The 25,648-nt window shown below is 42.8% G+C and carries 19 protein-coding genes and 1 pseudogene; 13 read left to right on the top strand and 7 right to left on the bottom strand.

Going from position 1 to position 25,648, the window contains the following annotated elements; translation table 11 throughout:
• Nucleotides 1-100: 100 nt before the first annotated feature.
• The 6 genes and pseudogenes from RSJ42_RS11750 to RSJ42_RS11725 all read right to left on the bottom strand — a co-directional run bounded on the left by RSJ42_RS11750 (nt 101) and on the right by RSJ42_RS11725 (nt 9,178).
• Nucleotides 101-1,597, bottom strand: a pseudogene (locus RSJ42_RS11750) (N-6 DNA methylase).
• Complete coding sequence (locus RSJ42_RS11745) at nt 1,590-3,059, bottom strand: RNA-binding domain-containing protein (protein ID WP_410507471.1); 1,470 nt, start codon at nt 3,057-3,059, stop codon at nt 1,590-1,592. Before RSJ42_RS11745 ends, RSJ42_RS11750 begins: the two are co-directional and overlap by 8 nt.
• A 6-nt stretch (nt 3,060-3,065) precedes the next feature.
• On the bottom strand, nt 3,066-4,526 hold the full coding sequence (locus RSJ42_RS11740) for a restriction endonuclease subunit S (protein ID WP_410507470.1): 1,461 nt from the start codon (nt 4,524-4,526) through the stop codon (nt 3,066-3,068).
• Nucleotides 4,527-4,760: 234 nt separating this feature from the next.
• A complete protein-coding gene (locus tag RSJ42_RS11735) occupies nt 4,761-4,883 on the bottom strand; it encodes a hypothetical protein (RefSeq protein WP_410507469.1) in 123 nt (40 codons plus the stop codon).
• Between the two features lie 156 nt (nt 4,884-5,039).
• Entirely contained in the window at nt 5,040-6,422 is a 1,383-nt protein-coding gene (locus RSJ42_RS11730) for an ATP-binding protein (RefSeq protein ID WP_410507468.1), read from the bottom strand.
• A gap of 2 nt (nt 6,423-6,424) precedes the next feature.
• Nucleotides 6,425-9,178, bottom strand: coding sequence for a DEAD/DEAH box helicase family protein (locus RSJ42_RS11725; protein WP_410507467.1), 2,754 nt, complete (start codon nt 9,176-9,178; stop codon nt 6,425-6,427).
• Between the two features lie 417 nt (nt 9,179-9,595).
• On the opposite strand from RSJ42_RS11725, the gene cfbA reads away from it, so the two are divergent.
• The 13 genes from cfbA (at nt 9,596) to RSJ42_RS11660 (ending at nt 24,177) form a co-directional block, all read left to right on the top strand.
• A complete protein-coding gene (gene cfbA, locus RSJ42_RS11720) occupies nt 9,596-9,988 on the top strand; it encodes a sirohydrochlorin nickelochelatase (protein ID WP_410507466.1) in 393 nt (130 codons plus the stop codon).
• A gap of 30 nt (nt 9,989-10,018) precedes the next feature.
• Nucleotides 10,019-11,449 (top strand): coenzyme F430 synthase, encoded by a 1,431-nt coding sequence (cfbE, locus tag RSJ42_RS11715; RefSeq protein ID WP_410507465.1) that lies wholly within the window; start codon nt 10,019-10,021, stop codon nt 11,447-11,449.
• 394 nt (nt 11,450-11,843) lie between these two features.
• On the top strand, nt 11,844-12,956 hold the full coding sequence (cfbD, locus tag RSJ42_RS11710) for a Ni-sirohydrochlorin a,c-diamide reductive cyclase catalytic subunit (protein WP_410507464.1): 1,113 nt from the start codon (nt 11,844-11,846) through the stop codon (nt 12,954-12,956).
• A gap of 142 nt (nt 12,957-13,098) precedes the next feature.
• A complete protein-coding gene (gene cfbC, locus RSJ42_RS11705; RefSeq protein WP_410507463.1) occupies nt 13,099-13,896 on the top strand; it encodes a Ni-sirohydrochlorin a,c-diamide reductive cyclase ATP-dependent reductase subunit in 798 nt (265 codons plus the stop codon).
• Nucleotides 13,897-14,044: 148 nt separating this feature from the next.
• The gene (gene cfbB / locus RSJ42_RS11700; RefSeq protein WP_410507462.1) at nt 14,045-15,553 is read left to right on the top strand and encodes a Ni-sirohydrochlorin a,c-diamide synthase; all 1,509 of its coding nucleotides are present in this window, start codon (nt 14,045-14,047) and stop codon (nt 15,551-15,553) included.
• Nucleotides 15,554-15,813: 260 nt separating this feature from the next.
• Nucleotides 15,814-16,866 carry a tRNA-intron lyase gene (gene endA / locus RSJ42_RS11695; RefSeq protein WP_410507461.1) on the top strand — a complete coding sequence of 351 codons (1,053 nt, stop codon included), beginning with the start codon at nt 15,814-15,816 and terminating at the stop codon, nt 16,864-16,866.
• A 315-nt stretch (nt 16,867-17,181) separates the two neighbouring features.
• Nucleotides 17,182-17,577, top strand: coding sequence for a DUF2209 domain-containing protein (locus RSJ42_RS11690; protein WP_410507460.1), 396 nt, complete (start codon nt 17,182-17,184; stop codon nt 17,575-17,577).
• A 2-nt stretch (nt 17,578-17,579) separates the two neighbouring features.
• A complete protein-coding gene (hflX, locus tag RSJ42_RS11685) occupies nt 17,580-18,866 on the top strand; it encodes a GTPase HflX (protein WP_410510365.1) in 1,287 nt (428 codons plus the stop codon).
• Between the two features lie 659 nt (nt 18,867-19,525).
• On the top strand, nt 19,526-20,200 hold the full coding sequence (locus tag RSJ42_RS11680; RefSeq protein WP_410507459.1) for a PHP domain-containing protein: 675 nt from the start codon (nt 19,526-19,528) through the stop codon (nt 20,198-20,200).
• A 435-nt stretch (nt 20,201-20,635) separates the two neighbouring features.
• Entirely contained in the window at nt 20,636-21,289 is a 654-nt protein-coding gene (locus tag RSJ42_RS11675; protein WP_410507458.1) for a hypothetical protein, read from the top strand.
• 55 nt (nt 21,290-21,344) lie between these two features.
• Nucleotides 21,345-21,710: a cupin domain-containing protein gene (locus RSJ42_RS11670; protein WP_410507457.1), complete on the top strand. Its 366-nt coding sequence runs from the start codon at nt 21,345-21,347 to the stop codon at nt 21,708-21,710.
• A 1,003-nt stretch (nt 21,711-22,713) separates the two neighbouring features.
• Complete coding sequence (locus tag RSJ42_RS11665; RefSeq protein ID WP_410507456.1) at nt 22,714-23,502, top strand: hypothetical protein; 789 nt, start codon at nt 22,714-22,716, stop codon at nt 23,500-23,502.
• 21 nt (nt 23,503-23,523) lie between these two features.
• Nucleotides 23,524-24,177 (top strand): YIP1 family protein, encoded by a 654-nt coding sequence (locus RSJ42_RS11660; protein WP_410507455.1) that lies wholly within the window; start codon nt 23,524-23,526, stop codon nt 24,175-24,177.
• Between the two features lie 135 nt (nt 24,178-24,312).
• Here the strand turns inward: RSJ42_RS11660 and RSJ42_RS11655 are convergent, their stop codons facing one another.
• On the bottom strand, nt 24,313-25,452 hold the full coding sequence (locus RSJ42_RS11655; RefSeq protein ID WP_410507454.1) for an ATPase: 1,140 nt from the start codon (nt 25,450-25,452) through the stop codon (nt 24,313-24,315).
• Nucleotides 25,453-25,648 lie beyond the last annotated feature (196 nt).

Genomic DNA, 25,648 nt, shown 5'->3' with positions numbered 1-25,648 from the left:
GTAACTTCCGGTATAAATAACTGGCGGTGTTATTACTGGAAGTAATACACATGACTGGTTTTTTTATCAAGTCTGCTTATAATTACCAATCATACATGTTTCAATTCTCATCCCCGTTTCCATTGATTGTAGCCATAATCTCCTTAAAACTTGCCAGTGAAGCCTCCATATTCTCAATTATCTCGTTTGCAAGAATATCGGGGTCAGGGAGGTTGTCAAGGTCAGCCAGGCTTTTGTCTTTGAGCCAGAAAATGTCCAGATTTGTTTTATCCCTTGCTACTATTTCTTCATAGCTAAATTTCCTGAACCTGCCTTCGGGAAATTCTTCACTCCAGGTTTCTTTGCGGCTGTGACGGTTTTCTGGGTTATAGCATTTGATAAAGTCCTCAAGATCGGAATATTTCATAGGATTCTTCTTCAATGTGTGATGCACATTGGTACGGTAGTCATAGATCCATACTTCTTTTGTCCAGGGCTCTTTAGCTGCGGATTTTGCTTCAAAGAATAGCACGTTTGCCTTTACTCCGTTTGCATAGAAGATACCTGTCGGCAGGCGAAGGATTGTATGCAGGTCTGTGGTTTCAAGGAGTTTTTTGCGGATAGTCTCTCCTGCTCCGCCTTCGAAAAGAACATTGTCAGGTAGTACGACTGCTGCCTGCCCACCGGTCTTGAGGATCGTATGGATGTGCTGCAAAAAGTTTAGCTGTTTGTTGCTTGTGGTTGTCCAGAAGTCCTGGCGGTTGTAAGTCAGGTCTTCTCTTTCCTGCTCGCCTTCTTCGTTGGTGAAGGTCATGCTGCTCTTTTTACCGAAAGGCGGATTTGTGAGGATATAATCGTAACGGTAACCGGGATCGGCTATGAGCGCATCGGAATTGGAAATCATGGGCTCTCCGTCTATTTCCCCGATGTTGTGCAGGAACATATTCATCAGAGCAAGCCGTCTTGTCCCTGCGACTATTTCATTGCCCCCGAAAGTTTTGTTTTTCAGGAAGCGGCTCTGTTCCCGGTCTAGGCGGTGGTGGGAAGTGAGGAAGTCATAAGCTGCCAGAAAGAACCCGCCTGTACCGCAGCAGGGGTCTCCGATTGTTTTCATGGGCTCGGGCTGGAGGCACTGCACCATTGCCTTGATTAGTGGCCTGGGGGTGAAGTACTGCCCGGCTCCGCTTTTCGTATCCTCTGCATTCTTTTGCAGGAGCCCTTCGTAGATCTCTCCTTTTGTATCCACACCCATCATGACCCAGCTTTCTTTGTCGATCATATCAATTATCTTGTACAGCATGGCAGGGTCGCTGACCTTGTTCTGGGCTTTAAGGAAGATCTGCCCGAGCATCCCGGACTTTTACCCGAGCGCTTCAAGAAGCTCCCTGTAATGGGTATCAAGCTCTGCCCCTTGCTGCTGTTTCAGTTTATCCCATGTGTATTCCTCAGGGATGCCGATATCTCTGTTGTACGGCGGCTTCCTGTACTCTTCTGCCATTTTAAGGAATATGAGGTAGGTCAGCTGTTCCAGATAATCTCCGTAGCTCACGCCCCCGTCTCTCAGGACGTTGCAGAAGCTCCAGACTTTGGAAACGATGGATGAGGTGTTTTCAGACATGGTTTGGATCCTTAGGTTTGGAATAGTATTTTTGGTTAGGGCTGGTTGGTTTTTCTGGGATTGTAAGCAGGAGCTTTCCTTCTTGAATAAGCGGATTCAGAATTTCCAGCCTGAAGTATTCTCTGTCCTTCAATCCTATAAACTCTTGAATTTCAATTCTGCTTCTTGGCTCAATGCAATATTCCAGCAATGCAGCTATTTTATTTGTTTCATTTCCCAGGGTAGCTTGCGGGGTAGCTTGCGGGGTAGCTTGCGGGGTAGCTTGCGGGGTAGCTTGCGGGGTAGCTTGCGGGGTAGCGGGAACAATTATCTTAAAAATGTCTCCTTCAAGAAGCTGTGGCTCAACCCCACCGGAATAAATCCTTGTGTATTTGTAGAGATTCCTGACACCTGAACCTAACTCATCCGCCCTTCCGATTTCTTTGAAAAATCGAGCAATCACCGGATTTTTAGGAAATGGTGTGAAGTTGGAAGGATTTATTCTGCCATGTCCGTGTGGACGGTTCGCGTTTTCTGCGACAACCTGATTATTTCCAATTATGAATTTTGCAGGAAAACCGTTTATGTATTCTCTGTGGATGAGAATATTTGCAACAACTTCTCTGAAGATATGATCTCGCAGGCTGACTCTCTGGTCATTTTCAAGATAGAAAGGGTCTGGCAGATGTTTTGCGACAAAAGCCATCAGCCTGTCATAGCTCTCGATCAGGTTGGTTCTTATGTCGTCCCTGTCGTCATAACGGTCAAGATTAATTCTGCGAAGGATGGCATCAGTTTTGAAATGAGGCAGTACGCTCTGGATAACTTCGTCCTTGCCCAGCAGGAGAATGGCAGCAAGCGTGTAACCTTCTTTGCCGGTCTGGTAATCGTGCTGATACAATCTGGCACTGCTTAAAAGCTCCTCGTCATTCATTGTTCCCCAGGGGTGGTTGGGATTCTGGGAACGGACCATTTTCCGCACTCTCTGAATAAGGTCATCCCTTAGGTCTTCAAGTTTAACATAAGGATAGATGCGGTTCTCGGAAAAAGAACTCTGTTTACGAATATACAGATGAGCCACAGCGTCAGGATGGTTGGTTATATCGAGATCTCCATCCTCATTCCTGTCAAATATCTTTCCATTACAATGGTGGACCTGTGAACTTTCAGGGATGCTAAGATAAAGCAGGGTTTTTCCGTCAACGACCACTGTTTCAGGCAATATATAGAGAGGCGGATTGATCTTTTGGGAGTTATTCAGTGCAGTGACCAGATCTTTTTTAATTTGCGGCAGAGAATCCGAATCAATTCCCGTAATATTGCCGCTGTTATCAACCCCAAGGACAATATGCCCTCCGCTGCGGTTCAAAAAAGCACAGACGGTCTCGTATACATCTTTGTTCAGCTGATCCCTGCACTCCTTGAATTCGACGGTAAGCCCTTCGCCGTCCCGTATAATGCTTTTCAATTGCCCAGAGATCATGTTCCCTCACTTCCTCCCATTCTGCGCCTTTTCAGCCTTTATTTTTTCCAGCAAAACCTCAGCCGGCTCCCAATCCTCTGCCCCGCGAACCTCTGCAAGTTCCCTTTCATTAAGCAACTTCCCCTCAAACGCTTTTTTCAAAATACTCTGCCGAAGTGCTTCGGCTTTTTCCAAGTTTGTTTCAATGTCCTGCTGTATCTTATCGCAGACTGAAAGGCGGGTTTCGATTTCCTGAACGATGGCTTGTTGCTCTTCTGCGGGTGGAAGAGGAACTTTAATTATTCGCAAACCTGAGAGTGGTACAGTTAGTTGAGCAGTGCCTGTAGCAACTTCTGTTGCTTGCTTATAAACCAAAGGTGACTTCAAAACATAATATAGGTACTTAGAGGAAATCTCAGTATGAGGACGAATGAGAGCAATATGACGCTGAAAACAGAATCGATAATTTTCTGAGATTAATATAGGTATGCCATATGAACCCGTTACCGAATATAATAGGTCTCTTGGTTGTGGTTTTCTTTTTGCTGCAAGATTTTCGTAATATTTTTCAGGAACATACATCGTTTCAGACATATCTAGTTTTCCTGAACTTATATTTGAGATTACAATGAAAGGAACGCCTGAATCGGCTTTCGGGGGAGCTTGATGGTCTCCATCTGTAATTGATATTGATACATCGCTTAGAGATGCCCAGTTCCATTTAAATGGTAACCCATATGGTACTTCGTCATATTGAAAATCTTGAATTTTTTTATTCTGACTTTGAGTAGATACTTGGCTTTTAACTTTATTCAATACACATTTTGAATCTTCAACACCAGGATTTTCTTCCCGCCATTTTTTCGTAAGCTCTCCTTCAAATGCTTTCTTCAGCGCCGCCTGCCGATAAACTTTGAGCTGTTCCTGTGCCAGTTTGAGGTTGGCAATGCCGTTGTCCAGTTCGCTGAAGAGTTGCTCGATTTTGGAGACTATGGCGCGTTGTTCGGGGAGTGGAGGGAATGGAAATGGATATTCTTGCAAATATTTTGTTGAAACTCTTGGTAAATTTACACCACTTGAGTTATGAGTCATATCATTGACAAACTTATATGACAGAAAAAAGTATTTTGAATAATTAAGGTTTAAAGAAGGGGTGGATTCAAAAACAAGGATATCTGTTGAACAGACTCCGTCTTCATTAGCTAAATATACCTTATTTAAATAAGGTCTAAGTTTTCCGTAAAGAAGATCACCCCTTTTAAAACTGTTTTTTACAGTATTAATCACATCAACCTTTACATCTTTTGTCAAAGTTCCTTGATCTTTGCTTATGTGTTCTAGTCCAACGTAGAACAAAGCCTCTCCAGACCCCTTGTGTTTATTTGATTTTAAAATGTGAATTTCACCCAATCTTGTCCATTTCCATTCATTTGGTAATGTGGACAATTCAGCGATTTCGGCTTCAGTTAGAGATTTAATCGTTTTCATCTTAATCAGTCAAAGCCTCTTTTATTTGTTAATAATATCGTTTATGAATTGGAGTATTTTCTCCGAACTTTTCTCCGAACTCAATCTTTGAAATTAAGTTTTATTAAAAGTGTCGGCAAGTTCCGGGTCAACTTCCCAATGCCCACCTTTTGCAGGACCTACACGCTTCAAAATACCTTTTTCCTTGAATTTTGTAACGTTGTTTTCAATTGCAGTAATACTAATTCCAATTCTTTAAGTTAGTTCTACAATTGAGATTTGAGAATCATTTATTATTTTCTCGATTATCTCCAGCTGGTTTTCACCTAACTTTTCACCCAACTTTTCACCCCACTTTTCTCCCAACTTTTCACCCAACCTATTCTACTTTTCTATGCTTAGTCTTCAGTAACATGCTTCTTATTTTTTACTTTTATCCGATTACTTTCTCCCAACTTTTCACCCCACTTTTCACCCCACTTTTCACCACAGCTTTCACCACAGTTTTCTCCCAACTTACTTTCAAGAATTAAGTCATCTGTTTTCCGGAATAATTTCCCAATACCCGCCTTTATCTGGACCTATCCTTTTTAAAAGCCCTTTGTCTTTGAGATTTGCTATATGTTTTTCGACTGCACGCGAGCTAACTCCTAAGATTCCAGCTAACTCCTGAGCAGAGATATATTTATTCTCTGAGATGAGTTGGAGTATTTTCTCCGAACTTTTCTCCGAACTTTTCTCCGAACTTTTCTCCGAACTTTTCTCCGAACTTTTCTCCGAACCTTCACCTAATTCAATTTCAGAAATTGCTATCAACCTTCGGAAAATGACGGAAAAGCCACTATCAAAAGAGAATTCCACTGACGAATTTTCGTTTTCAGCTACAGCCTGTTTAATACGGTTAATTCCTGTACCGACCTTTTCAATATAGTTTATACGATTTAAAAGGGATGCAATAAGCGGATTGCGGGCAACGCTCTTGCGTCCGAACTCAGAGGGTTTCAAGCCGCTTGGCAGTCCTCCTGGGTTTGAGATCTCAACCCTATCGTCAAAAACTTCAATGAGCACATTTGCGCTCCTATCAAAATAGTCACGGTGGCAAACCGAGTTTATAATGGCTTCCCTGAGTGCTATATCCGGAATATCTGGGATCTCTTCCCGCTGTAATTTCTCAATCTTATACTGCACGTTTGTGTGCCTTTTGACGAAAATAATCGCATTGTTGATATTTTCAACAATATTTCCCTTAAAATCCTTCTTATCAAGGATATTCACTTTTTCCGTTCCCTTATACAAAACACAGACAACTATAGCATGATTCAACAGAAAATCGAGATCTCTGGCAAAGAATAAAACTCCGGCATTGGTAAATTTTCCATCATCGGTAATACAGTCCAGGTTTCTCAGCAAAGACATTTTGTCAATAGAATGGGTAATTCCTGCCAGGCTCAGAAAATTCTCAAATGCCTTCTCATCAAAATCGTTTTCAAAAACCGCTTTCTCGTTTTTCAGCTCATCAAAACGAATCCGGCCTTCTTTCTGGAAAAATTCAATAATTTCATTGCGGGTAAGTTTCTGGGAGTTAGCCCCATTTCGAATAAAAAATCCTCTGGAACAGGCGTAAGGTTTGTCGTTGCCATCCGGCACGTCAACTATGATGAGGTTATCTTTGATTTCTATGCCAACATTAAGATAGGGTTGCAATTGTCTGAGAGAGTCCTGAATTCTTGATCTAAAATTATTGTCAGTATTTATTCCCTTTATGACTCCTTTGTCAGAAACTCCAAGGATAACCTTACCTCCTCTGGAGTTAGCAAAAGCACAAACCTCCTCGATAAATGATTTTTCAAGGGATTCTTTGAATTCGAGGTGATAGCCTTCTCCCGCATCTATCAGGTCTTGAATAGAACCTTCCATTCTTACGCCGCCAGTGCCTCATTTAATTCATTAATAACCGTATTCATTTCGTCCCCGAAAAGCTGGTACATTCTGCCGCGCCCGCCGAGAATATCAAAGGGATGGTAGTCAAGGTCGTCGATTTCCAGATGGAAGCTGGTTGTAACATAATCTTTTATCATTCGGAGCCAGTTCATCTGGTCTTCATTGAATTTCAGAGTTCCAGCCTGCTTTTTGAATACCCAGTCCTGGAAATTGCGGTTCACGGTCTGGTCATAAGATGTTAGCACAGGGTCAATCTCAGTTACCCTGCGGATTAAGGAGACCAGAGCAATAAGTTCATTTTTTGGGGAATTTCCGTTCACCTTATCCAGCCGCTCATAAGCCTGCCACACATCAAGAGGGGCAAGATAAGGCTTTTCCAGTTTCATTTTTTCCAGCACGTCTTTTATCATCGCAAAAGTTACTTCCCTGCGCTGGTAGGGCTGGTTATAGAAAATTCTCAGGGCTGTAACCTCGTCTTTATTGGCTTCCAGATATGCTTTGAAATCATTGATCAGCTTCTTGTCCCTTGCAAGTATATCCGTATCCCATCCTGCCTTTTCAAGGGTATCGAGATTTACGGCGTCGATTATCTGTTCATGGACTCTGCGGACATTTTCGATATACTCGTTCAGCTCGCCGGAAAAAGTGGACCTGGCAATATCAATAAGGATCTCCTGCGCTTTTTTCTTTGCATTGGTGTCCTGAATTTCCGGCTGGCGCAGTTTAATCTCATCAGATTTGAGGTCAATCATATCAGGGTTATATGCATTGAGCAGGTCTTTTACAGTTTGATTGATAGTTTTTCCATTTGCTTTTTCAGCAAAAGTAGCTCTTTCGTTCTCGTTTATCTGCCTGTTCAGCCTTGCAAGCCGATTAGCAAGTGAAATGTAAAGGTCTTCGTCCTTAGCGCCAAAAGTAACCGCTGCCAGCAGATCTTTCAATGATGTATTTCTCTTGCGTTCAAGAGGCCTGCTATCGGTCTTCATAGTTTTTGTAACACCTATGGCGTCCACAATTACAAAATGAGTTTTAGCTGAAACAGCCGATGGCGTCACTTTGTGCAGGTCGTCGAATCCCAGGGTTCTTGTCCCTCTGCCTTTCATCTGCTCAAAATAATTAAGGCTTTTGACATCCCTCATAAAGAGCAGGCATTCAAGCGGCTTAACGTCCGTGCCCGTTGCAATCATGTCAACTGTAACTGCTATTCTTGGATAGTAATCATTGCGAAAAGCCGACAGTATCGATTTGGGATCTTCTTCGGTTTTATAAGTAACTTTCTTGCAAAAGGCATTGCCTTCTCCAAACTCTTCCCGCACTATATTGATAATATCATCAGCATGGCTGTCGTTTTTGGCAAAAACAAGAGTTTTGGGAACTTCCTCTCTGCCTGGGAAAATTTCAGGCAACTTTTCCTTGAATGTCCGTATCACACGCCGTATCTGGCTGAGATTGACCACTTCTTTGTCCAGCTGCCTGGAAGTATAGGTGAAATCTTCGTCAAGTTGCTCCCAGCGTTTTTTGCGGGTAAGTTTCTCACGCCTGTCCACAAACTCCTGAGCAGGTATATTAGCCCCGTTTTTGCTAATCTCAGTCTCGATTGTATAGACGTCATAGCCAACGTTTACGCCATCTGCAACTGCTTCTTCATGGCTGTATTCGCTTACCACGTTTTCATTAAAAAACCCGAAAGTACGTTTATCCGGTGTTGCAGTCAAACCTATTAAAAAAGCATCAAAATAATCCAGGACCTGCTGCCACAGGTTGTATATTGAACGGTGGCACTCATCTATGACAACAAAATCGAATTCCTCAATGGGAACCTTTTCATTATACACAACAGGAAGAGGTTCCTTTGGCTGCCAGCACCTTTCGGCAGGGTTTTCCTCTTCGGTTTTTTCGTCCAGCTCCTCCCCTTTCAGAATGGAATAAAGCCTCTGGATTGTGGAAATACAGACCTGGCTGTCTGATGAGATGTAACTGGAACGCAGGCGCTGAACATTATATAGCTCCGTAAATTTGCGGTTATCGTCATTGGGCACATAAGCCATGAATTCCTGTTCCGCCTGCTCACCCAGGTTTCTGGTGTCAACAAGGAAAAGCACTTTTCTGGCATCCGCAAATTTCAGCAGTCGGTAAATGAAGGTTATTGCAGTGTATGTCTTTCCGGAACCTGTTGCCATTTGAACCAGAGCCCTTGGGCGGGACTCCTTAAAGGATTTTTCAAGATTTGAAATCGCTATTATCTGACATTCCCGGAGCCCTTCTGTGCGCAGCTCCGGGATATCCAGCAGCCTTTCCCTCAGGGTTTTCTTTTTCGAGTATTCATCAAAGGTTTCGGGGCGGAAAAAAGAATAAACAGGTCTTGACCTTGGCTTCGGATCACGAAAATCTGTAAAGCGTGTAAGTTCTCCTGTACTTTCATATACAAAAGGAAGAGGGCCATTGTTCAGGTACTTCAGCTTGCTTGCAGCGTACTCGGCTGACTGCTCCTCAACAACGGTTAATCTGTGGCCTTCTTCATCTCTTTTAGCCTCAATAATTCCTGCTGGCTTTTTGTCAACAAAAAGTACATAATCAGCAGGTCCAGCATCAGTCGTATATTCCCTGACTGCAATACCCCTGGAAGCATTCCAGTCTATCCTGCTCTTTTTCTGCACCGTCCAGCCAGCATCATTTAGTTTTTTATCGATTTCATCTCTGGCTTTTTGCTCCGGGGTCTGATTATCAATCATATGCCTTTACCCATGAGAATTTCTTTCACCTTTCCGACCTGGATTAGAGTGCTGAGACTGGCACTTTTTCACTGTAAAATATAAATTAGAGATTCATAGTTAATACAAATATCTTTCCATTTTCACAAAAGTTCGAGTTTAATTGTCATGATCCGAAACCGGCACTCCAGACATTTTTCAACATAGTACCCATGTGTTTGGAGTTTCCTCTCTGAAGTTTATTTAAAACTTTCATTTTTACAATGTAAAACAGTGTCGCACACTCCATAAACTAATTAATATATATAATTTTTTAGAAACGAAGAGAATATATTGGATAAATTCTAACTATGTTAAACTCTGTGATGTTACAAATCAGAATAATTGTGTTAAACAGATTCCAAACAAGGTTGAGCTTATTTAGAAGAGGTTTTAAAAATGACTGAGAAACTCGGAATCCTGGCCATCGGCCACGGAAGCAAGCTTCCTTACAACAAGGAAGTAGTCAGCCAGATTGCAGATTACATCGCCCAGAAGCACTCTGATGTTGTTGTCAGAGCAGGATTTATGGAAAACAGCGAACCTACCCTTGAAGAAGCAATTGCAGGCTTTTCAGGTACAGGCGTAACAAAGGTTGCAGCAGTGCCTGTCTTCCTGGCTTCAGGCGTCCACATCACAAAGGACATTCCTGAAATCCTGAGCCTTGACAAAAACGGTTGCGGGACCCTGAACATTGATGGAAAGGAAGTTCCACTCTGCTATGCAAAGCCTCTTGGTGCTGACGAGCTGATAGCGGAGCTCGTCTTTAAGAGAGTCCAGGAATCCCTGTAGACGTGCTAAGAATCGGGTCCGGTTTTTATTATGGGCCTGCTCCGGAAAAAGCTCGCCGTGCTCGACCTTACACACGGCGGCATTCCAATCGCAAAGAAGCTTGCAGCCCTCGGAAATAATGTGTCCGGGGTAGACGTTTACGGGACCGTGGACCCGGCGCTGCTCGGGGAGCTTGAGGAAAAGTACGGCATTTTATGCTCAAAAGCTCCCCTTCCCATCTCCGAATTTGATTTTCTGGTAGCGCCCGTACATCTTGATCCTGCTTATCCCATGCTAGCGGAAGCCAGAGCAATTGGGAAAAAAATCGTCTCCCATCACGAAATCGCAGGAGAAATACTCAAAAACGATTCCGGGCTTTCAGGCACAAAAATAATTGAAGTAACAGGCGTAAAAGCAAAAACAAGTACTGCATCCCTGCTCGCTGATATGCTCTCCCGCAGGTTCAAAGTCGTACTCCATACCTCACGCGGGCTTGAAGCATGGAAAGATGGCTCTCCGTCTTTAATTCACAGTGGCCTCAGCATTACTCCGGGAAGTATCCTTACAGCTATTGAAAAAAGCTTTGAGGCAGGAGTTAACCCGGATTTTTTCATCTTTGAAATCTCTATTGGAGGCACTGGTGCCGCAGATTTCGGGATCCTGACGACCCTTTATCCTGACTACGGAATTGCAAACAATACCGCTCTTGCAAGCAATGCAAAACTTCAGCTTATCTCTAATGCAAAACCAGGAAGTGCCCTTCTCCTCAATTCCGGGGCAGGAAAAGCCCTCGAAGCTGCAAAAGAAGTGCAGGCAAAGGTTTTCACTTTTGAGGACCCTTTTTATGCAAACTCAAGCGTAAATATTTCTGAGGCTCAGGACTTTACTCTTGAAACCGAAAAGGCGCAAAACAGCCCCGAAATTTCAGGCCCTGTCCTGCGTTTTTTCGAAAGGGGAAAAGAGATCTTTTCAGCTTCCCTGCGCCCCGGATACAACAGTTCGGCATACAGGACAGCCTTTGTTGCAGCCTCTGCAGCAGCTCTCGAGCTCGGGGTTGAAATAAAGGATGTGGTTTCAGTACTTGAACAATTCAGGGGGCTCTCAGGAAGGATGCAGGAAAAGGAGCTCAATGGAATTTCCCTGGTTGATAACTCCAACTCAGGAATGGATATCCTTTCAGCAGAGAAAGCCCTTGAATACGCTCTCCTGAAGAAAAAAGACGAAAAAAAGGGAAGCATAATCCTTGTCCTCGGGGAAGAAGCTTCTCAGGTCTGTGAGGGACTGCCTCCTGCCTCAGTTCAGGGATTTGTAGAAGAATTCGGTGCAAAATGCAGGCATATAATACTTGTTGGGGAAAGGATGCAGGCAGTAACTGCTAAAAATGCTTCATATGCAGGCAGCCTTCCTGATGGGCTGTCAAAAGCTTCGGAACTTGCAGGGGCAGAAGATATAATTCTTTCTTCCGTGAAATGTTTCCGCTGAATACTGCCTTCAGGAGTGATGTTCCAATGCACAATGTCATACACATTGTTACTTCGGGATTTGACTTCCTGATATGGAATATAAGCAGAAATTGCAGGTAAGCAGGAATTGCAGGTCAGGCTTCAGGCTTTTCGCCGGATTATTTATGATACAATTTTATACAGGGTCTTCCAATCTGTATTCGTTTCCATCGCCTGTTTACCTGATCATTGTTTAACTTCAATTCCTAACTGGCACTTAATTTCAACTTTCACTTATCTCACTGACATTTAATTTCAATTTATCTTGCTTCCGGCTTCTGTTCCCGTTGAGGTCGGGTTAATTGTCCTGCGGGATACCGGAACTTTTCGGTGAAACTCGTACTGGATTCGTATTATCGAAAAGAGGATTTGCCATGACTCAAAAAGAGATTTCAATTATTCACCCCCGCCCGAGTTCAATCGTTGCGGCTCTTTATACCCTCAGGGACTTAAATGTAGATGTTGCGATCCTGCACGGTCCTCCAGGCTGTTCTTTCAAACACGCCAGGCTGCTTGAAGAAGACGGCATACATGTAGTTACTACAGGGCTTGACGAAAACGGATTTGTTTTCGGAGGTCACGATAAGCTTGTACAGGTTATCAACAAGTCAATCGAGCTCTTTAACCCTAAAATCCTGGGAGTGGTCGGCACCTGCGCCAGCATGATCATAGGAGAGGAAATGCATGAAGCTGTGCTCGAAGCAAACCCGGATATCCCTGTGATTGAGGTCGAAGTGCATGCAGGCTATCACAACAACACTAAAGGCGTGATTTTTGCCCTTGAATCTGCACTCGATGCCGGAATAATTGACCATAAAGAATTCGAGCGCCAGGAATACCTCCTTCAGAAAGCTACGGAGGTTGAAAAGAGGTTCGGGGCCGCAAGCAGGGAATACCTTGCCCCTTCCAGGGGAGATGTCAAGTATAAGGTTGCAAAGCGGCTTATTGAGCTTCTCAGGGAAGGGAAAAAAGGGCTCGTTATAATGAATGCCAAAAAAGAAACCGGCTATATGTTTGCAGATATCACCCTTGCAGTCAACGAAGTTGCAGCCGCACTCGGGAAAAAAGAAAACCTGGTCAATATGGCAAATATCGACCCTGAGCTCGGGCTTCCGAGAGTCAGGCAGCATGCCGAATATATCATGCGGGACTTCAAAGCTCACGGTGTGGAGACTCATGAAATCATCGGCGGCATGGACGAATACCCGATTGCAGGGGATAAAGTCAGCGAGCTGATTAAGGAAAAATACAGTGATTACGATTTCGCGGTTATCACAGGCGTTCCGCACGCAATTCCTATGGAGAACATCAGGCACATGGAGCTGATCTCGAGTACGAATGGTCCCAGGCAGGTCCTTCCCTTAAAAGAGATGGGACATCAGCATGTTATGGTTGAGATCGACCTCCACCCAAAGACCCTTGGAGTCAGCGAGATCGTGGAATCCGAGTTCGGAGCCACATTGAGGGAAGTTGCAAAGGAAGCCTAACAGGAAAGGACGGAGCCGGGTAAAAACCGGCATACTCAGAAATCTTAGAAAACCCAGAAAAATTCGGATTAAAGATGAAGCATAACTGCCAGGGCAAAAACAGGATAAAGCCAGGAATATCAAATAACGGGAGGTAGATCCTTTGAAAAAACAAAAGATCGTTGCAATTTACGGAAAAGGCGGCATAGGCAAATCGAGCACAGCTTCAAATGTTGCAGCTGCCTGTGCTGAAGCAGGCAAGAAAGTCATGATTATTGGCTGTGACCCCAAAAGCGATTCGTCAATAACCCTTCTCGGGGGGCGGAGAATTCCGACAATCCTTGACCTTCTCCGAGAAGGTGTGGACGTTAAGGAAAAATATGTCGTTTTTGAAGGGTATGCGGGCGTCAAATGTGTGGAAGCCGGAGGCCCGGAACCGGGAATAGGCTGTGCAGGGCGCGGGATTATTGTCGCAATCCAGAAACTGAAAAGTATTTCGGAAGATCTCCTGAAAGAACAGGACCTTATCATTTATGATGTTCCGGGAGACATCGTCTGCGGCGGGTTTGTTGCTCCGGTCAGGAAGGGTTATGTAAATGAGGCATATGTCCTCACCTCAGGGGAATACATGCCCCTTTATGCAGCAAACAACATCTGCAAAGGGCTTTCCAAAATCGGGATGCCGCTCAGCGGAATAATCTGCAATTCCAGAAACGCGAGCAGGGAAGAGGAGATTGTCAAAAAGTTTTCCGAGGAAATAGGCAGCCAGTTAATGGCCTTCATTCCAAAGCGGCAGGCAGTACAGGACTGGGAAAGGGAAGGATACTCTGTTATGGAGAAAGCCCCTGACTCCGATATCGCTGAAGTTTACCGCCAGCTTGGAAGAGCAATTCTGGAAAATGAAAAGAAGGTTATGGCAGACCACCTGAGCGATGAACGGTTAAGGGAAATGACAAAGTAATCCGGAAAAACCGGAAATCAAACCGGAGAGAACCGGATAACTAATTGGTAAAGAAAAAATTCTTAAAACCAGCATAAACGCAACATTATAACCGCAATAACTACCTTTGCCGCAATAAATTGAAAAACCGGATCGGTGTATTAAAATCATGTCCCACAGCAACCAGCCAGGCAGACAGGAGGCAGGGAGCATTCCCAGAGTCCTTATTTCCGCAGACCGCTCTTCCTCAGGCAAGACCACAATTTCCATGGGGCTCATGGCTGTTCTCGTCTCCAGAGGGTATAAAGTACAGCCCTTTAAGGTCGCCCTTGACTACATTGATCCCAGCTATCACACCGAGATAACAGGCAGGTTCTGCAGGAACCTTGACGGATACCTCATGGATGAAAGTGGAATTCTTGATGTTTATACCCATGCCTGTGAAACCGACGGCGGAGCCGATATCGCTATTATCGAAGGCGTTCGCGGGCTTTACGAGGGCTTTGAAAGCTTAAGCGACCTCGGGAGCACAGCCCAGATTGCTAAGATCCTTAGATGCCCCGTAGTCTTTGTAATCAATGCCCGCAGCATTACCCGCTCTGCTGCTGCCCTTATTGGCGGTTATAAAAATTTTGACTCTGATGTGGAAATTGCGGGAGTTATTCTCAATAATATCGGAGGCCGCCGCCACGCACAGAAGGCAAAAGAGGCAATAGAACACTACACTGGCGTGCCTGTGATAGGAATAATTCCAAGAGACCCTTCCATGCAGATTTCCATGCGGCACCTCGGGCTTATGCCAGCCCTTGAAGGCAGGCGGAGGCTTGGAGACGGAGGGTTTGAGGACAGGCTTCATGGCATTGAAGAGATTATCAATAAAGGAATTGATGTGGACCGCTTTCTCGACATTGCAGGAAGTGCAAAACCCCTGAAAGTTCCGGAAAACAATATTTTTTCCCCTGCCGTAATTAATGCCGTTCCCAGGCCGATAATAGGGATTGCACTTGATGAAGCCTTCAACTTTTACTACCGTGACAATATCGACCTTCTGGAACTTGCAGGTGCGGAAATTGTTTACTTCAGCCCTGTAAATGACCCCAGGCTTCCTGATGTTGACGGACTCTACATTGGAGGCGGCTACCCCGAACTTTTCGCAGCCGAACTCGAAGCCAATGAATCCATGAGGGCAGCTATCAAAAACGCTTCTGCTGCAGGCATGCCAGTATATGCCGAATGCGGAGGGCTCATGTACCTTACGGAAAAAATCAGTACTGGGGTTCCGGGAAAAGGCACTTACCATGATGCCTCCATGCCCGAATCCACTTACTTAATGGTCGGCGCGCTTCCCGGTCACACAGTCATGGGGCAGACAAGGGTTGTAAGTTATAATATAGGAACCCTTGAAAGGGATTGTCCCATAGGAAAGAAAGGCAACAGCTTCAAAGGCCATGAGTTCCATCACTCCGAGATTCTGGAGATCCCGGATGACGCAGAATTTGCAATAACCCTTTCACGAGGCACCGGAATAAAGGGAGACAGGGACGGGCTAATCGTCAACAATACAATTGGCTCTTATGCCCACCTTCACGGAGCTGCATACAGGGAACTTGCCGGTTCTCTTGTTGAAGCTGCGCGTAAGTTCAGGGACTCCAGGGCTTCCGGGCAAATGTATGAATAAACAGCAGCCTTAATCTGTTTTTCTTACTGAAGGCAGGATACATAGTACCTGACATTGACGCAATAGTGGTCTTTGAGGGTAGAAAAAACAATATTATATTAAGCCAGATTATTATATACCAGTTATTAATAGAGGCCGGATTCTTAAAAGCCAGGCCCTTAAACCAGACTGACATAAATCCGAGTGTTAAAAGTCAGGACCTTATAAAATAAATTTTTATAAAACTTATTTTCATTTCATTTTCTTTTCAGGTGAACCTATTGAAAACACAACTTAAAGAGGACCGCGTTCTTGCAGGAAAGGAAGCGGTGGCTGAACTTTATAAAACAGGTTATTTCGGGCGTCCCAGAGATGGTGGCCTCGAACTCTCGCTTGTGGAGGCTGCATACCTTCAGTCAAGGGGAAAAATCGATATCGAGCTTGAAGGAAAACTTCTCGATTTCAGGGAGTTTTTCGAACAGGCTTCTTTAAGGCAGCAGAATTTCGAGCTTAAGTACATTGTTTATAAGGACCTTAAAGAGAGGGGGTATTATGTCCAGCCTTCAGCTGCGGATTTCAGGGTATACCCCAGAGGCAGCCATCCCGGAAAAAGTGCGGCAAAAATTTTTGTTCATGTACTTTCGGAAAGGCAGCTTCTTTCCGTGAAGCTTTTGCAGGAATCGGTTGAGTCTGCAGAAAACGTGCACAAACAGTTTATCCTGGCTGTAGTGGATGAAGAGAGCGACCTTACCTTTTACGAAGTCAAATCCGCTTCTCCGAAAGGGGAAATGTCCGAGCCCTTCCCGGCAGTTAAAACCAATGCAACCTTCCTTGAAGACAGGGTAATAGCCTGGGATGCGGAAGCTTCCGGGACCCTGTATGCCCGGGGATTCTACGGGAAAATGCTTGACTCTGAAAGGCTTCAGCTTTCCCTTGTCGAATCCCTGTACCTCTTTTCCAGGGGGATAATAATTGTCAGGGACAGGAAAGGAAAGGCCTTCTCATTCGATGAGTTTGTCGAGAAAGCCTCAAGAATAGAAGGTTCTTTCCTCAGGAAATTCAGCGCATATAAAGCCCTGAGGGACTCGGGGCACGTCGCAAAAACAGGCTTTAAATTCGGGACCCATTTCAGGGTCTACAGGAAAGTCGAATCAATAGAAAAACTTCCTCACTCCGAATACCTCGTAAACGTTATTCCGGGGGACCATGAGTTCAGGCTTCCGGTTATGTCCGGGGCTGTCAGGCTTGCAAACAGCGTTCGCAAAAGAATGATTTTTGCAGTCGAGAAAGGGGAAGAAGTCGAATATCTGGATATTAGCAGGGTCAAAATGTAATTAAGTAGAGTCAAAATGTAATTAAGCAGAGTCAAAATGTAATTCCATACCGTCTTACATTGACTGCATATTTTCAGTGATTCTGTATTGATTCTTTGAATAAAATTGAACGAATATTACTGGACTTCGAATATTACTGGACTTCGAATATTACTGGACTTCGAATATTACTGGACTTAATACTGGTCCATTGTCAGTTATTCTTTTATTACGGCTTCATTACTGATTTAAATAAACAGGTTTACCTGAACATGTTTACCGTTTTCAGGATTTCCTGAATACGGTTTTTCATCCCGGAAGAGGGTGAAGTATTAAATGTGGGACATTATTGCAGTGGACATTTCGGGCAGGCACAAAATAAAAGGCGGCTACTACATGGTCTGTGCAGCGGCAGCTCTCACCGTTTCTGCTGACCATATCGAAAAAATAAACCAGATAAAAATTCTGCCCGTATGGCTAAAAAGATCACCCGGTCTGCTTGATATTGTCCAGTTAATTGAAGATACGGCTGATCAGCTCTCTTTTGAGGGCACGATTGTGGCAGAGAAAGGGGACATGTACAACCAGCCTCTCTGGGTGCCCGAAAGTATGTTTTCCCGGACATTTAAATATCAGGAATCAATGGCTGAGAGAAGGGGCATCGAGCTTGCTCATCATATCTCTTTGAGTGCCCGGAATCTACTTATAAAAGAACTTAATATCGAGGCGTAATAATTCCATCCGAAAAGAAATCCGAAACAGAAAACCGGGTTATTCTCGTAAAAAGGACAAATCCGCGGGCTGACCCTGAACGCAGCGAATATCTCTTCCAGGAACTGAGAGAGCTTGCAAAAGCCGCGGGTTATGTCCCTGTGGGTGAGCTTACGCAGACAAGATTTCCTGATTCCAGGTACCAGCTCGGTAAAGGAAAGATAGAGGAGCTTGCCGAACTTGTTAGACAGAAGAGAGCCGGAAAGGTAATTTTCTATAACAGGCTTTCTACAATCCAGCTTTTCAATATCTCGGAAATCTGCGGGTGCCAGGTAATAGACAAATTCCAGCTCATCCTTGAGATTTTTGCAAAAAGAGCTACCACACGCCGTTCCAAACTTCAGGTTGAACTTGCCAGGCTCAGGTATGAAATCCCGAGGTCAAGAGCCATTGTTTCCCTTGTAAAGAAAGAGGAAAGAGCAGGTTTCATGGGGCTTGGGGACTATGAAGACGCCTACGAGCAGGACCTGAAGAAAAGAATTACAAGGATCGAAGAAGAACTTGAATCTGCCGGAAAAGATGACGAGTCGCTGCGTGCTTTCCGGCACAGGAAAGGCTTTTCCCTTGTCGCCCTTGCAGGTTATACCAATGCCGGAAAAAGCACACTTTTCAATGCCATTGTAAATGAAAGCGTTGAAGCCCAGAATATGCTTTTTACAACCCTTGTCCCAACTACGCGGGCTCTTGACCTTGGAGGGAGAAAGGCTCTTTTAACAGATACGGTCGGGTTTATAGAGGAGCTTCCCCACTGGCTTGTTGATGCCTTCAAGTCCACACTGGACGAGATTTTTCTGTCTGACCTTATCCTGCTGGTAGTTGATGTAAGTGAAAAACCCGAGATAATTCTGCAGAAGCTGTCCACATCCCATGATACTCTCTGGGACCGTATAAAGGGAGTTCCAGTAATTACAGTGCTTAATAAAACCGATCTGCTTGAAGAGCACGAGCTTGAAGCTGTTATGGAAGAAATAGGTTACATGGCTCCAAACCCTGTATTTGTTTCCGCAAAAAAGAAAACCGGCATAGAGGAGTTAAAAGCCGAGATAATCAAACATTTGCCTGCCTGGGCCTTTTATTCCTTTTCTCTTCCTAATTCGGAGAAAGGAATGTCGACCCTTTCCTGGCTGTACGATGAGGGAATTGTACACAGGGTTGAGTACGGAGAGCGGATTTCAGTGGATTATGAAGCCAGAACGGATATAATCAACAGGATAAAATCCCTGGAACTTAACGTTGATAAACAGGGTTGAATAAGGTTTTTAAGGCCTTTTCGGGCACTATGGAATAATGATAATCTTTTCCAATTCTATAAAAATCATTTTCATATTATTCGCATCTTTACTAATATTTTTCTTCTCAGGAAATTTTTTCATAAGATCTGAATATTGTTCGTATGTCTACGAAAGACATTTATACTCAAAAGTCGTTAGCTTATTTGCGAACGGGTGTCTACTGAAGAAATCAGACCCTCCTAATATCCTAAACTACCCCTACACCAGATTTTTTTTACATAAAAACCCGTTCGTAATTCCTCCTGTGTTTTATTTTGCCGTAACTATAAAAACGGACGGATTCTTCTTTCAGGAGGCAGCACTTTTTTTATTTTAAGTGCAAACCTTAATCTATTAAAATCCTGCAGCTATTAGCTGGTTATTTCTCGCATTATTTTTTTCCCTCTATTTTTCCCTTCATTTTTTCACATTATTCTTTCACTTTGTTCTTTCACATTATTCTTTCACTTTGTTCTTCCACATTATTTTTTTACATTATTTTTTCCCTCTATTTTTTACATAGAATTTCACTGCTTTCCCTTGAAAAGAGAAATCTTCCAGATGCCTTTCTTCTTTTTTCTTTTTTTCCTTTTCCGTTTCAAAATTTATATAACTCCGGGTTGCATTTTTATATTATCATGAAATTCGATCTCCACGTACATTCCGAGCATTCAAAAGATAGTAATTCGAGACACAGGGATATCATTGATTTCGCTCGCAAAAGAGGGCTTGACGGCTTTGCTATATGCGATCACGATACTGTTGAAGGAGGGCTGGTCTGTGCGGAAAGAGCCCTGGAGCTCGGTCTTGAAATTACAGTCATTCCGGGAGTGGAAGTGAGTTCTTCTAAAGGACATATCCTGGTTCTCGGGGTCAGGGAAAACATTGAGCCTTTGCTGAGCCCTGAAGAAACGATCAGGCAGGCAAGGAAGCTTGGCGGCACGGTTATTATTCCTCATCCGTTCAAGCGCAGTTCCCATGGAATAGGAAGTTTCGAAGGGCTTGATATCGATGCAGTTGAGGTCTTTAATTCCCGCTGTCTCTTCAATTCAGCCAACAGGAAAGCCCTTGCCGAGGCAAAAAGGCTTGGAATACCCGGAGTTGCAGGGAGCGATTCCCATATTCCCGAAATGGTAGGGCAGGCATATACTGAGGTCGATGCTTCCGAAAACACTGTGGAAGCCGTACTCAGGGCGATCAGAGAAGGAAAAGTCGCTCCAGCCGGAAAAAATACTCCAACTCCTGTTATCCTTAAACAGATGTCAGGAAGTGCGAAACGGAAAATGAGGAAAAGGATTTTCGGAGGGTCTTAAAAGTGTTGAAGCAGGTCACTTTTGAGCAGTCGCGGAAGAATAGTTTACTGGCTGGCTGCCTGATCAGTTACGGATATTAGCTGAATTGAGTAGCTGAACAGACTGGTCTAGTTCTCCAGCTTCATGAGCTGGTTGAACAAGAGCTAATTGTACAAGAATGGATTAAATAAAAGCCGATTAAATAAAAATAAATGAATAAAAACTGATTAGATAATATTGAATTTGTTTTTTGATGCACTCTGACTTATTTCTATTTTTCTTTTAAATTTGTTTTTTTAAAGCTAAATTTAGCTTCTTTTCGTGATCAGACATTTATATAGTGCTTTTAATATATTATATTTGGATAAATGCCTTGCAAGCTTTGATTTTACGAACGGGTCTTGAAAAAGGGGAACCCTGGCTGAATACTAGCCGGGGAATCAGGGGGTTTAGTATATGGAAGACTTTGCTGTTGGAAAATGTATAAGTCTATTATCACAAATTGAGAATAAGGCTCTTGACAGGTTCTGGAAGGACACTTCTGCAGGTAAATATCCGATAATAGATCATGAAGGCAATATGGGTTATTCACTTTCTGACCAGGACGGCCTGCTGTTCGTCAGGAATGATTTTTCGGATTCAACTTATGAAGAATGCGAGTTCGTCTTTGGCAACCTTTTCCTGCCTGATACGGTCCAGGAAATTCTTACCGGGGATAAAGTACTGCTTTTAATGGTTTACAGGAAAAAAACCAGGGACTTTCTATTATCCGAACTTGAAGTGGACACAAGATACATGCTTGACCTGCCTCATGGCCTTTACTCTTTTTTTGCACTCGTTCTGGACGCAGGAGCCAGAGACCTTTTAGATTCCAGAATCTATGCCATCGGTCTCCCCTGCAAAGAGAACCTTAACCGTCCTGAACTTGAGCGGTTTTATCTCGAACATCCTGCTGACATCCGGGAATTCGTAGATCCCGCTCCTGTAGACATCAAAAGGGGAGGCCCTTTCTACCTCAATTTAATTATGATAGACGCTGAAAAAATTCCCGATTACCCCGTGCTCTTTTCCGAATTTTTGCAGGAAGATGAACCTTCTCCTCCTCTTTGAAAAAAGCTCTTAGAAACAAAAATTCTTATATAGTTCCCTGCTTCAATACCTCCTAATGCAGCTAAAAACCAGGTACGAAAAAGTAGAACCCTACATTACAAAAGACGGTTCTATAATCCGTGAACTTATGTATCCCGCAGTCCACGGTAACTCAAAACAGAGCCTTGCCGAAGCCACAATCCCTGCCGGAGGAAAAACAATGCTTCACAGCCACAGGCTGACTGAAGAGATCTATCACGTCACGGAAGGCTGCGGGATAATGACTCTGGACGGGCAGGAGTTTGAAGTCCGTATAGGGGATTCCGTTTGCATCAGGCCGGGAACACCGCACAGGATAAGGAACACCGGTGAAAAGGAACTGAAAATTCTCTGCTGCTGTGCGCCTGCTTATTCACATGAGGATACGGAATTGATGGAGTGAATAGTGGTTTTCTTTTGTATAAATTTTTACTTGGTTTTCAGTGTTTCAATTGTTGCTATCACTTCTGGAATTACTCTTAGCTCTTATTATTCTTTTTTATTGCGGGAAAGGCCGCTCTCCTGCGTCGAGCGTGACAAGAACGGTTTTGTATAGCGAATAAGGTTGTTCGTTTAAAAAATATTTTATCTCTGATAAGGTTTTTAAATTCGCATAATCTCGGAAATCCGCCAGCTTGTCTGGCGGCCCTACCCAAAAGCAGAAGGAAGCTGAAGGAAGAGAACGAAATAATGAAGAATAAACAGGAGACAGAGAATAAACAGGACGAAAAAACTTGAAAAAACAATAAACTGCTATAAAAGCAGAAATAGGTTTTTATTTGCTAATTCTTTCTTTAAAAGGATTATTTAATAGGGTTATAACTATAATTTCTTTTTCATCTTTTTCATCTTTTTGAGACAAGCCGCTCTCCTCCGTCGAGCGTGGTAAAAACGGTTTTGTATAGCGAATAAGGTTCTACGGGTCAAGATTTTATTTCGTCCTCTTGAGCGAAGCGAAAAGGACCTCGTGCTGTTGCACTCACAGTGCAACTCCCATGAAATCTTTGATTTCATGTGCTCCCGAAGCGAAACTCGGGCGTGACAAAAACGGTTTTGTATAGCGAATAAGGTTGTTCTGTTGAGAAGAAACCTATTTTAGAAAAGGTTTTTAAATTCGCATAACCTCGGAAATCCGCCAGCTTGTCTGGCGGCCTTACTCAAAAAGAAAGAGAATAAAAAAGAAATTTGAAAATCAGTAATGCAACAAGACGAGCGTGTAAGTCTTTTTCATGTATGGTTCAATTCTGCTCTGTTTGAGTTTTTTTCAGGCTTTTGCCGCTTGTTCTCATACATCCACATCTTGCAGGTATATCAACATCCATTTCTCAAACAGTATAATTTTTATGAATAAGTTTTTAACCTTAATCTCCATTTATACATATGATGAAAAATTAAAGGGTTATTTAATGGGAATATTAAGTTGCTCCAATCAGAAGGAAAGGGAAGAAATGAAGCCAGAGAAAGCGGGTGGACACGGAGATCACTGGTTTACTGTTGTAGAATCGGATAATGAAATTGAATCTGCTTTTTTCAAAGGTATCGAAAACCCGGAATTTGTCGAGTCACTCGACCAAAAAAGAGACAAAATAAAAGCATATTTCTCAAAGGGCGGGATGTTAAAAAGTTGTACCGTAACCGTTAATAATGAAATATGGACAGCCTATCCTTTTGCTGCGGACGGGATAGCACATGAGATTACAATACATGGCATTGAAGAATGGACGAATGGGCAGGAAGCACAGATTCGCTGTACTCTGGAAGGGGCTTCTCTTGCATTTTTTGATACGATGTATTTTAAGAATAAAGGTATTTACGAACAGAGTAAAAAATATACTTTTCATTTGTCTGCGCTGGCTTATTATCTAACAAAATTGGAGACAGGAGACCTGCTTGATAGGAATATAACGATCACCCCTGAAAAAGGGGCAGCAGGTTTCTTCTGGTTCAATAAGGGTGATATTGATGACTTTATATTTCTGGCTCCGGTTAAGGAAGTTACGGAATTAAAGTTCGAAAATAGAACTGTCTACCGGATAAAAGCTCCCCTTTTTCGGGAAGGTCCTCTTTACCGGCTGAATGGGGAAGACGATGTTGATCTTTTTATTTTCGTCCTGGCAAGCAGGACCGGAGGATACATCCCTGCAGTCGGGGACGATATTACGGGCATTATGTGGCTTCAGGGCTACATTAAATAATAGACACTGGTGGGATTTGTAATGTTTTCTATCTCGGGTTATCTCGAAGAATGGTTTAACACTACTAAGTATGTCATCACACATCCTCGGGCCTTCTTTAAAGAGATGCCAACATCCGGTAGTCTCAAAGAACCTTTGAATTTCATGGCTTTTGCCATACTCATTGTATCACTGCTGTCCATACCTTTCATGATGTTTGCATTCGACGATATTCTTCCAGAAAAGGACCTCATCGACATCATTTTGATCGCTGCAGGAGTTTTTGTATTCTCTCTATTCATGATGGCAATATCTGTTCCTCTGAATGCATTTACATATCATATTCTGCTCAAGATATGCGGTGCAAAAGGTGACTTTAACGCAACCCTGCGGGTATTTTGCTACTACATGGCAGCTCTGGTAGTCATCTTTCCTGCAATTGACATCATGATGCTGATATTCTATGTTTCAGAAAAACAGGGTTTAGAGGGAGGGTTGTTTAACATAATATCGTTTGTTCTCATGATGGCTGTAATTATACTTATCACATACTACGCCTTCTATATGCTTTTTGTAGGTTTTTCAGAAGCACACGGGATGTCAATGAAAAGAGTGATACTTGCCATAGTTGGTATCCCCCTGGCAATAAACATCATACTCGCAGCTATTCCAGCGGTTCTGATGTTTGGCAGTTAAGCAACAGGGTTATTATTTTTGGATTTCTCGGGTGAGAAAACCAGTTCCATACTCAGCTTCCAGGCAAGGTTTACCAATCCCAAAAAAGAGGTTATATTCCAAAAAATAGATAGTTTTTAATGGATTTGATGAAAATCACCTGACTTTTTCGGCCAATAATTCTTTGAGAATTATTTCCTTTTTTTCGTTTTGCAAATGGGAAACAATGCTAATACCTGTACTATCAAGTAACTCCTGTACTTCATTTATATGCAGTTTGTTTTCTTCTTTTATCCTCATGAGTGCATCTTCACGAGTAATCACGCCTTCTCTCACCATTTTGGAATAAAAATCGTCTTTTTCTGTCATGCTGAGCGTTTTCATATACATGTAATCTTTTAAATGGCTTACAGTGCAATCAAATCTCCAGGATGAACTGAACCTTTTCGGGCTTTCCCAGTTCAGTTCTTGCTTAATCCTTAACAGAACTTCCTCCTCCTGCCAGGGAATGTAGTGAAATATATCTATAAAATTAATTTTTGGGGTCAAAAACCTGGGTCCGAAGCTGTAAGGATTTCCGTACAAAAATCCTGTTATCATTGTAGGGATACACATCGGATGACAATAAGATGGGTTTTTTAACACCTCACTGGCAATTCCTCCAAACCCTTTAATGCCAAAACTTTTTGTTAAGAGATTCATGTAGTTTTCATCTGTTGGAACATTCAGCAACTCCCTTTTAAAAGAAATATATTCATACGGATTGCCTCCTGTAACTACACACTTTACATCATATTTTTTTGCATAATTGATCACATTCGGAAGAATCAATTTGCAGGCAATACACATCATGGGTATGGTCGCAGGAGACGGTTTGCGAAGCCACGAAGTAAAATTGTGTTTAAATGTTTTTTCATGAATATTATTCTTCAATTTAAAACTGACAACGTCAACATTCAATGCCTGTATGGCATTGTCAATGTTTATCCTGGCCTGAGGATCAGTAAACGGATTTTCATAATTAACTGCCAGAACTTTCAGTTTATAGTCTTTTACAAGCTTAAGAAGTGTATAACTGCTGTCTCTTCCTCCACTGACTCCTACTACACAGTCATACTTGTTGCTGTCTTTGCGGTACGAGTATAGTATTTCTTTAAGTTTTGATTCACCTTCATATTCCACATTTCTATAAGAATGACAAAAGTTACAAACACCATCTTTATCAAAAGTAATGTTTGGTGCTGTTTCGGGTAACACACACCTGCTACATCTTTTCAAGTGTTCACTATCTGCCATAATTTCACCCCCCATAATTTATTTACTAATTCGAATAATCTATACTTAGAAACTGAAAATAGGCTAAAAAATGGTCTAAATTTCTAATCATAGATTATATTTTAATTTAATTTTATTATCAATTACTATAAACGGAATAAATAGATTTAAAATTATCTAATTTTTATAATATATGATGAAGAATATGTATCTTTTA

It is taken from the genome of Methanosarcina hadiensis, from assembly GCF_046529725.1.
In the GTDB taxonomy this organism is placed as follows: domain Archaea; phylum Halobacteriota; class Methanosarcinia; order Methanosarcinales; family Methanosarcinaceae; genus Methanosarcina; species Methanosarcina hadiensis.
This window is presented reverse-complemented; position numbering and strand designations above follow the sequence as displayed.

Bases quoted from the DNA above. Each gene is read 5' to 3' on its own strand.
- RSJ42_RS11665 (WP_410507456.1), top strand. From the start codon at position 22,714: ATGGGAATATTAAGTTGCTCCAATCAGAAGGAAAGGGAAGAAATGAAG.
- cfbB (WP_410507462.1), top strand. From the start codon at position 14,045: ATGTCCCACAGCAACCAGCCAGGCAGACAGGAGGCAGGGAGCATTCCC.
- RSJ42_RS11675 (WP_410507458.1), top strand. From the start codon at position 20,636: ATGGAAGACTTTGCTGTTGGAAAATGTATAAGTCTATTATCACAAATT.
- RSJ42_RS11655 (WP_410507454.1), bottom strand. From the start codon at position 25,452: ATGGCAGATAGTGAACACTTGAAAAGATGTAGCAGGTGTGTGTTACCC.
- cfbA (WP_410507466.1), top strand. From the start codon at position 9,596: ATGACTGAGAAACTCGGAATCCTGGCCATCGGCCACGGAAGCAAGCTT.
- RSJ42_RS11740 (WP_410507470.1), bottom strand. From the start codon at position 4,526: ATGAAAACGATTAAATCTCTAACTGAAGCCGAAATCGCTGAATTGTCC.
- cfbE (WP_410507465.1), top strand. From the start codon at position 10,019: ATGGGCCTGCTCCGGAAAAAGCTCGCCGTGCTCGACCTTACACACGGC.
- RSJ42_RS11745 (WP_410507471.1), bottom strand. From the start codon at position 3,059: ATGATCTCTGGGCAATTGAAAAGCATTATACGGGACGGCGAAGGGCTT.
- RSJ42_RS11690 (WP_410507460.1), top strand. From the start codon at position 17,182: ATGTGGGACATTATTGCAGTGGACATTTCGGGCAGGCACAAAATAAAA.
- cfbD (WP_410507464.1), top strand. From the start codon at position 11,844: ATGACTCAAAAAGAGATTTCAATTATTCACCCCCGCCCGAGTTCAATC.
- RSJ42_RS11680 (WP_410507459.1), top strand. From the start codon at position 19,526: ATGAAATTCGATCTCCACGTACATTCCGAGCATTCAAAAGATAGTAAT.
- RSJ42_RS11725 (WP_410507467.1), bottom strand. From the start codon at position 9,178: ATGATTGATAATCAGACCCCGGAGCAAAAAGCCAGAGATGAAATCGAT.
- RSJ42_RS11670 (WP_410507457.1), top strand. From the start codon at position 21,345: ATGCAGCTAAAAACCAGGTACGAAAAAGTAGAACCCTACATTACAAAA.
- RSJ42_RS11660 (WP_410507455.1), top strand. From the start codon at position 23,524: ATGTTTTCTATCTCGGGTTATCTCGAAGAATGGTTTAACACTACTAAG.
- RSJ42_RS11730 (WP_410507468.1), bottom strand. From the start codon at position 6,422: ATGGAAGGTTCTATTCAAGACCTGATAGATGCGGGAGAAGGCTATCAC.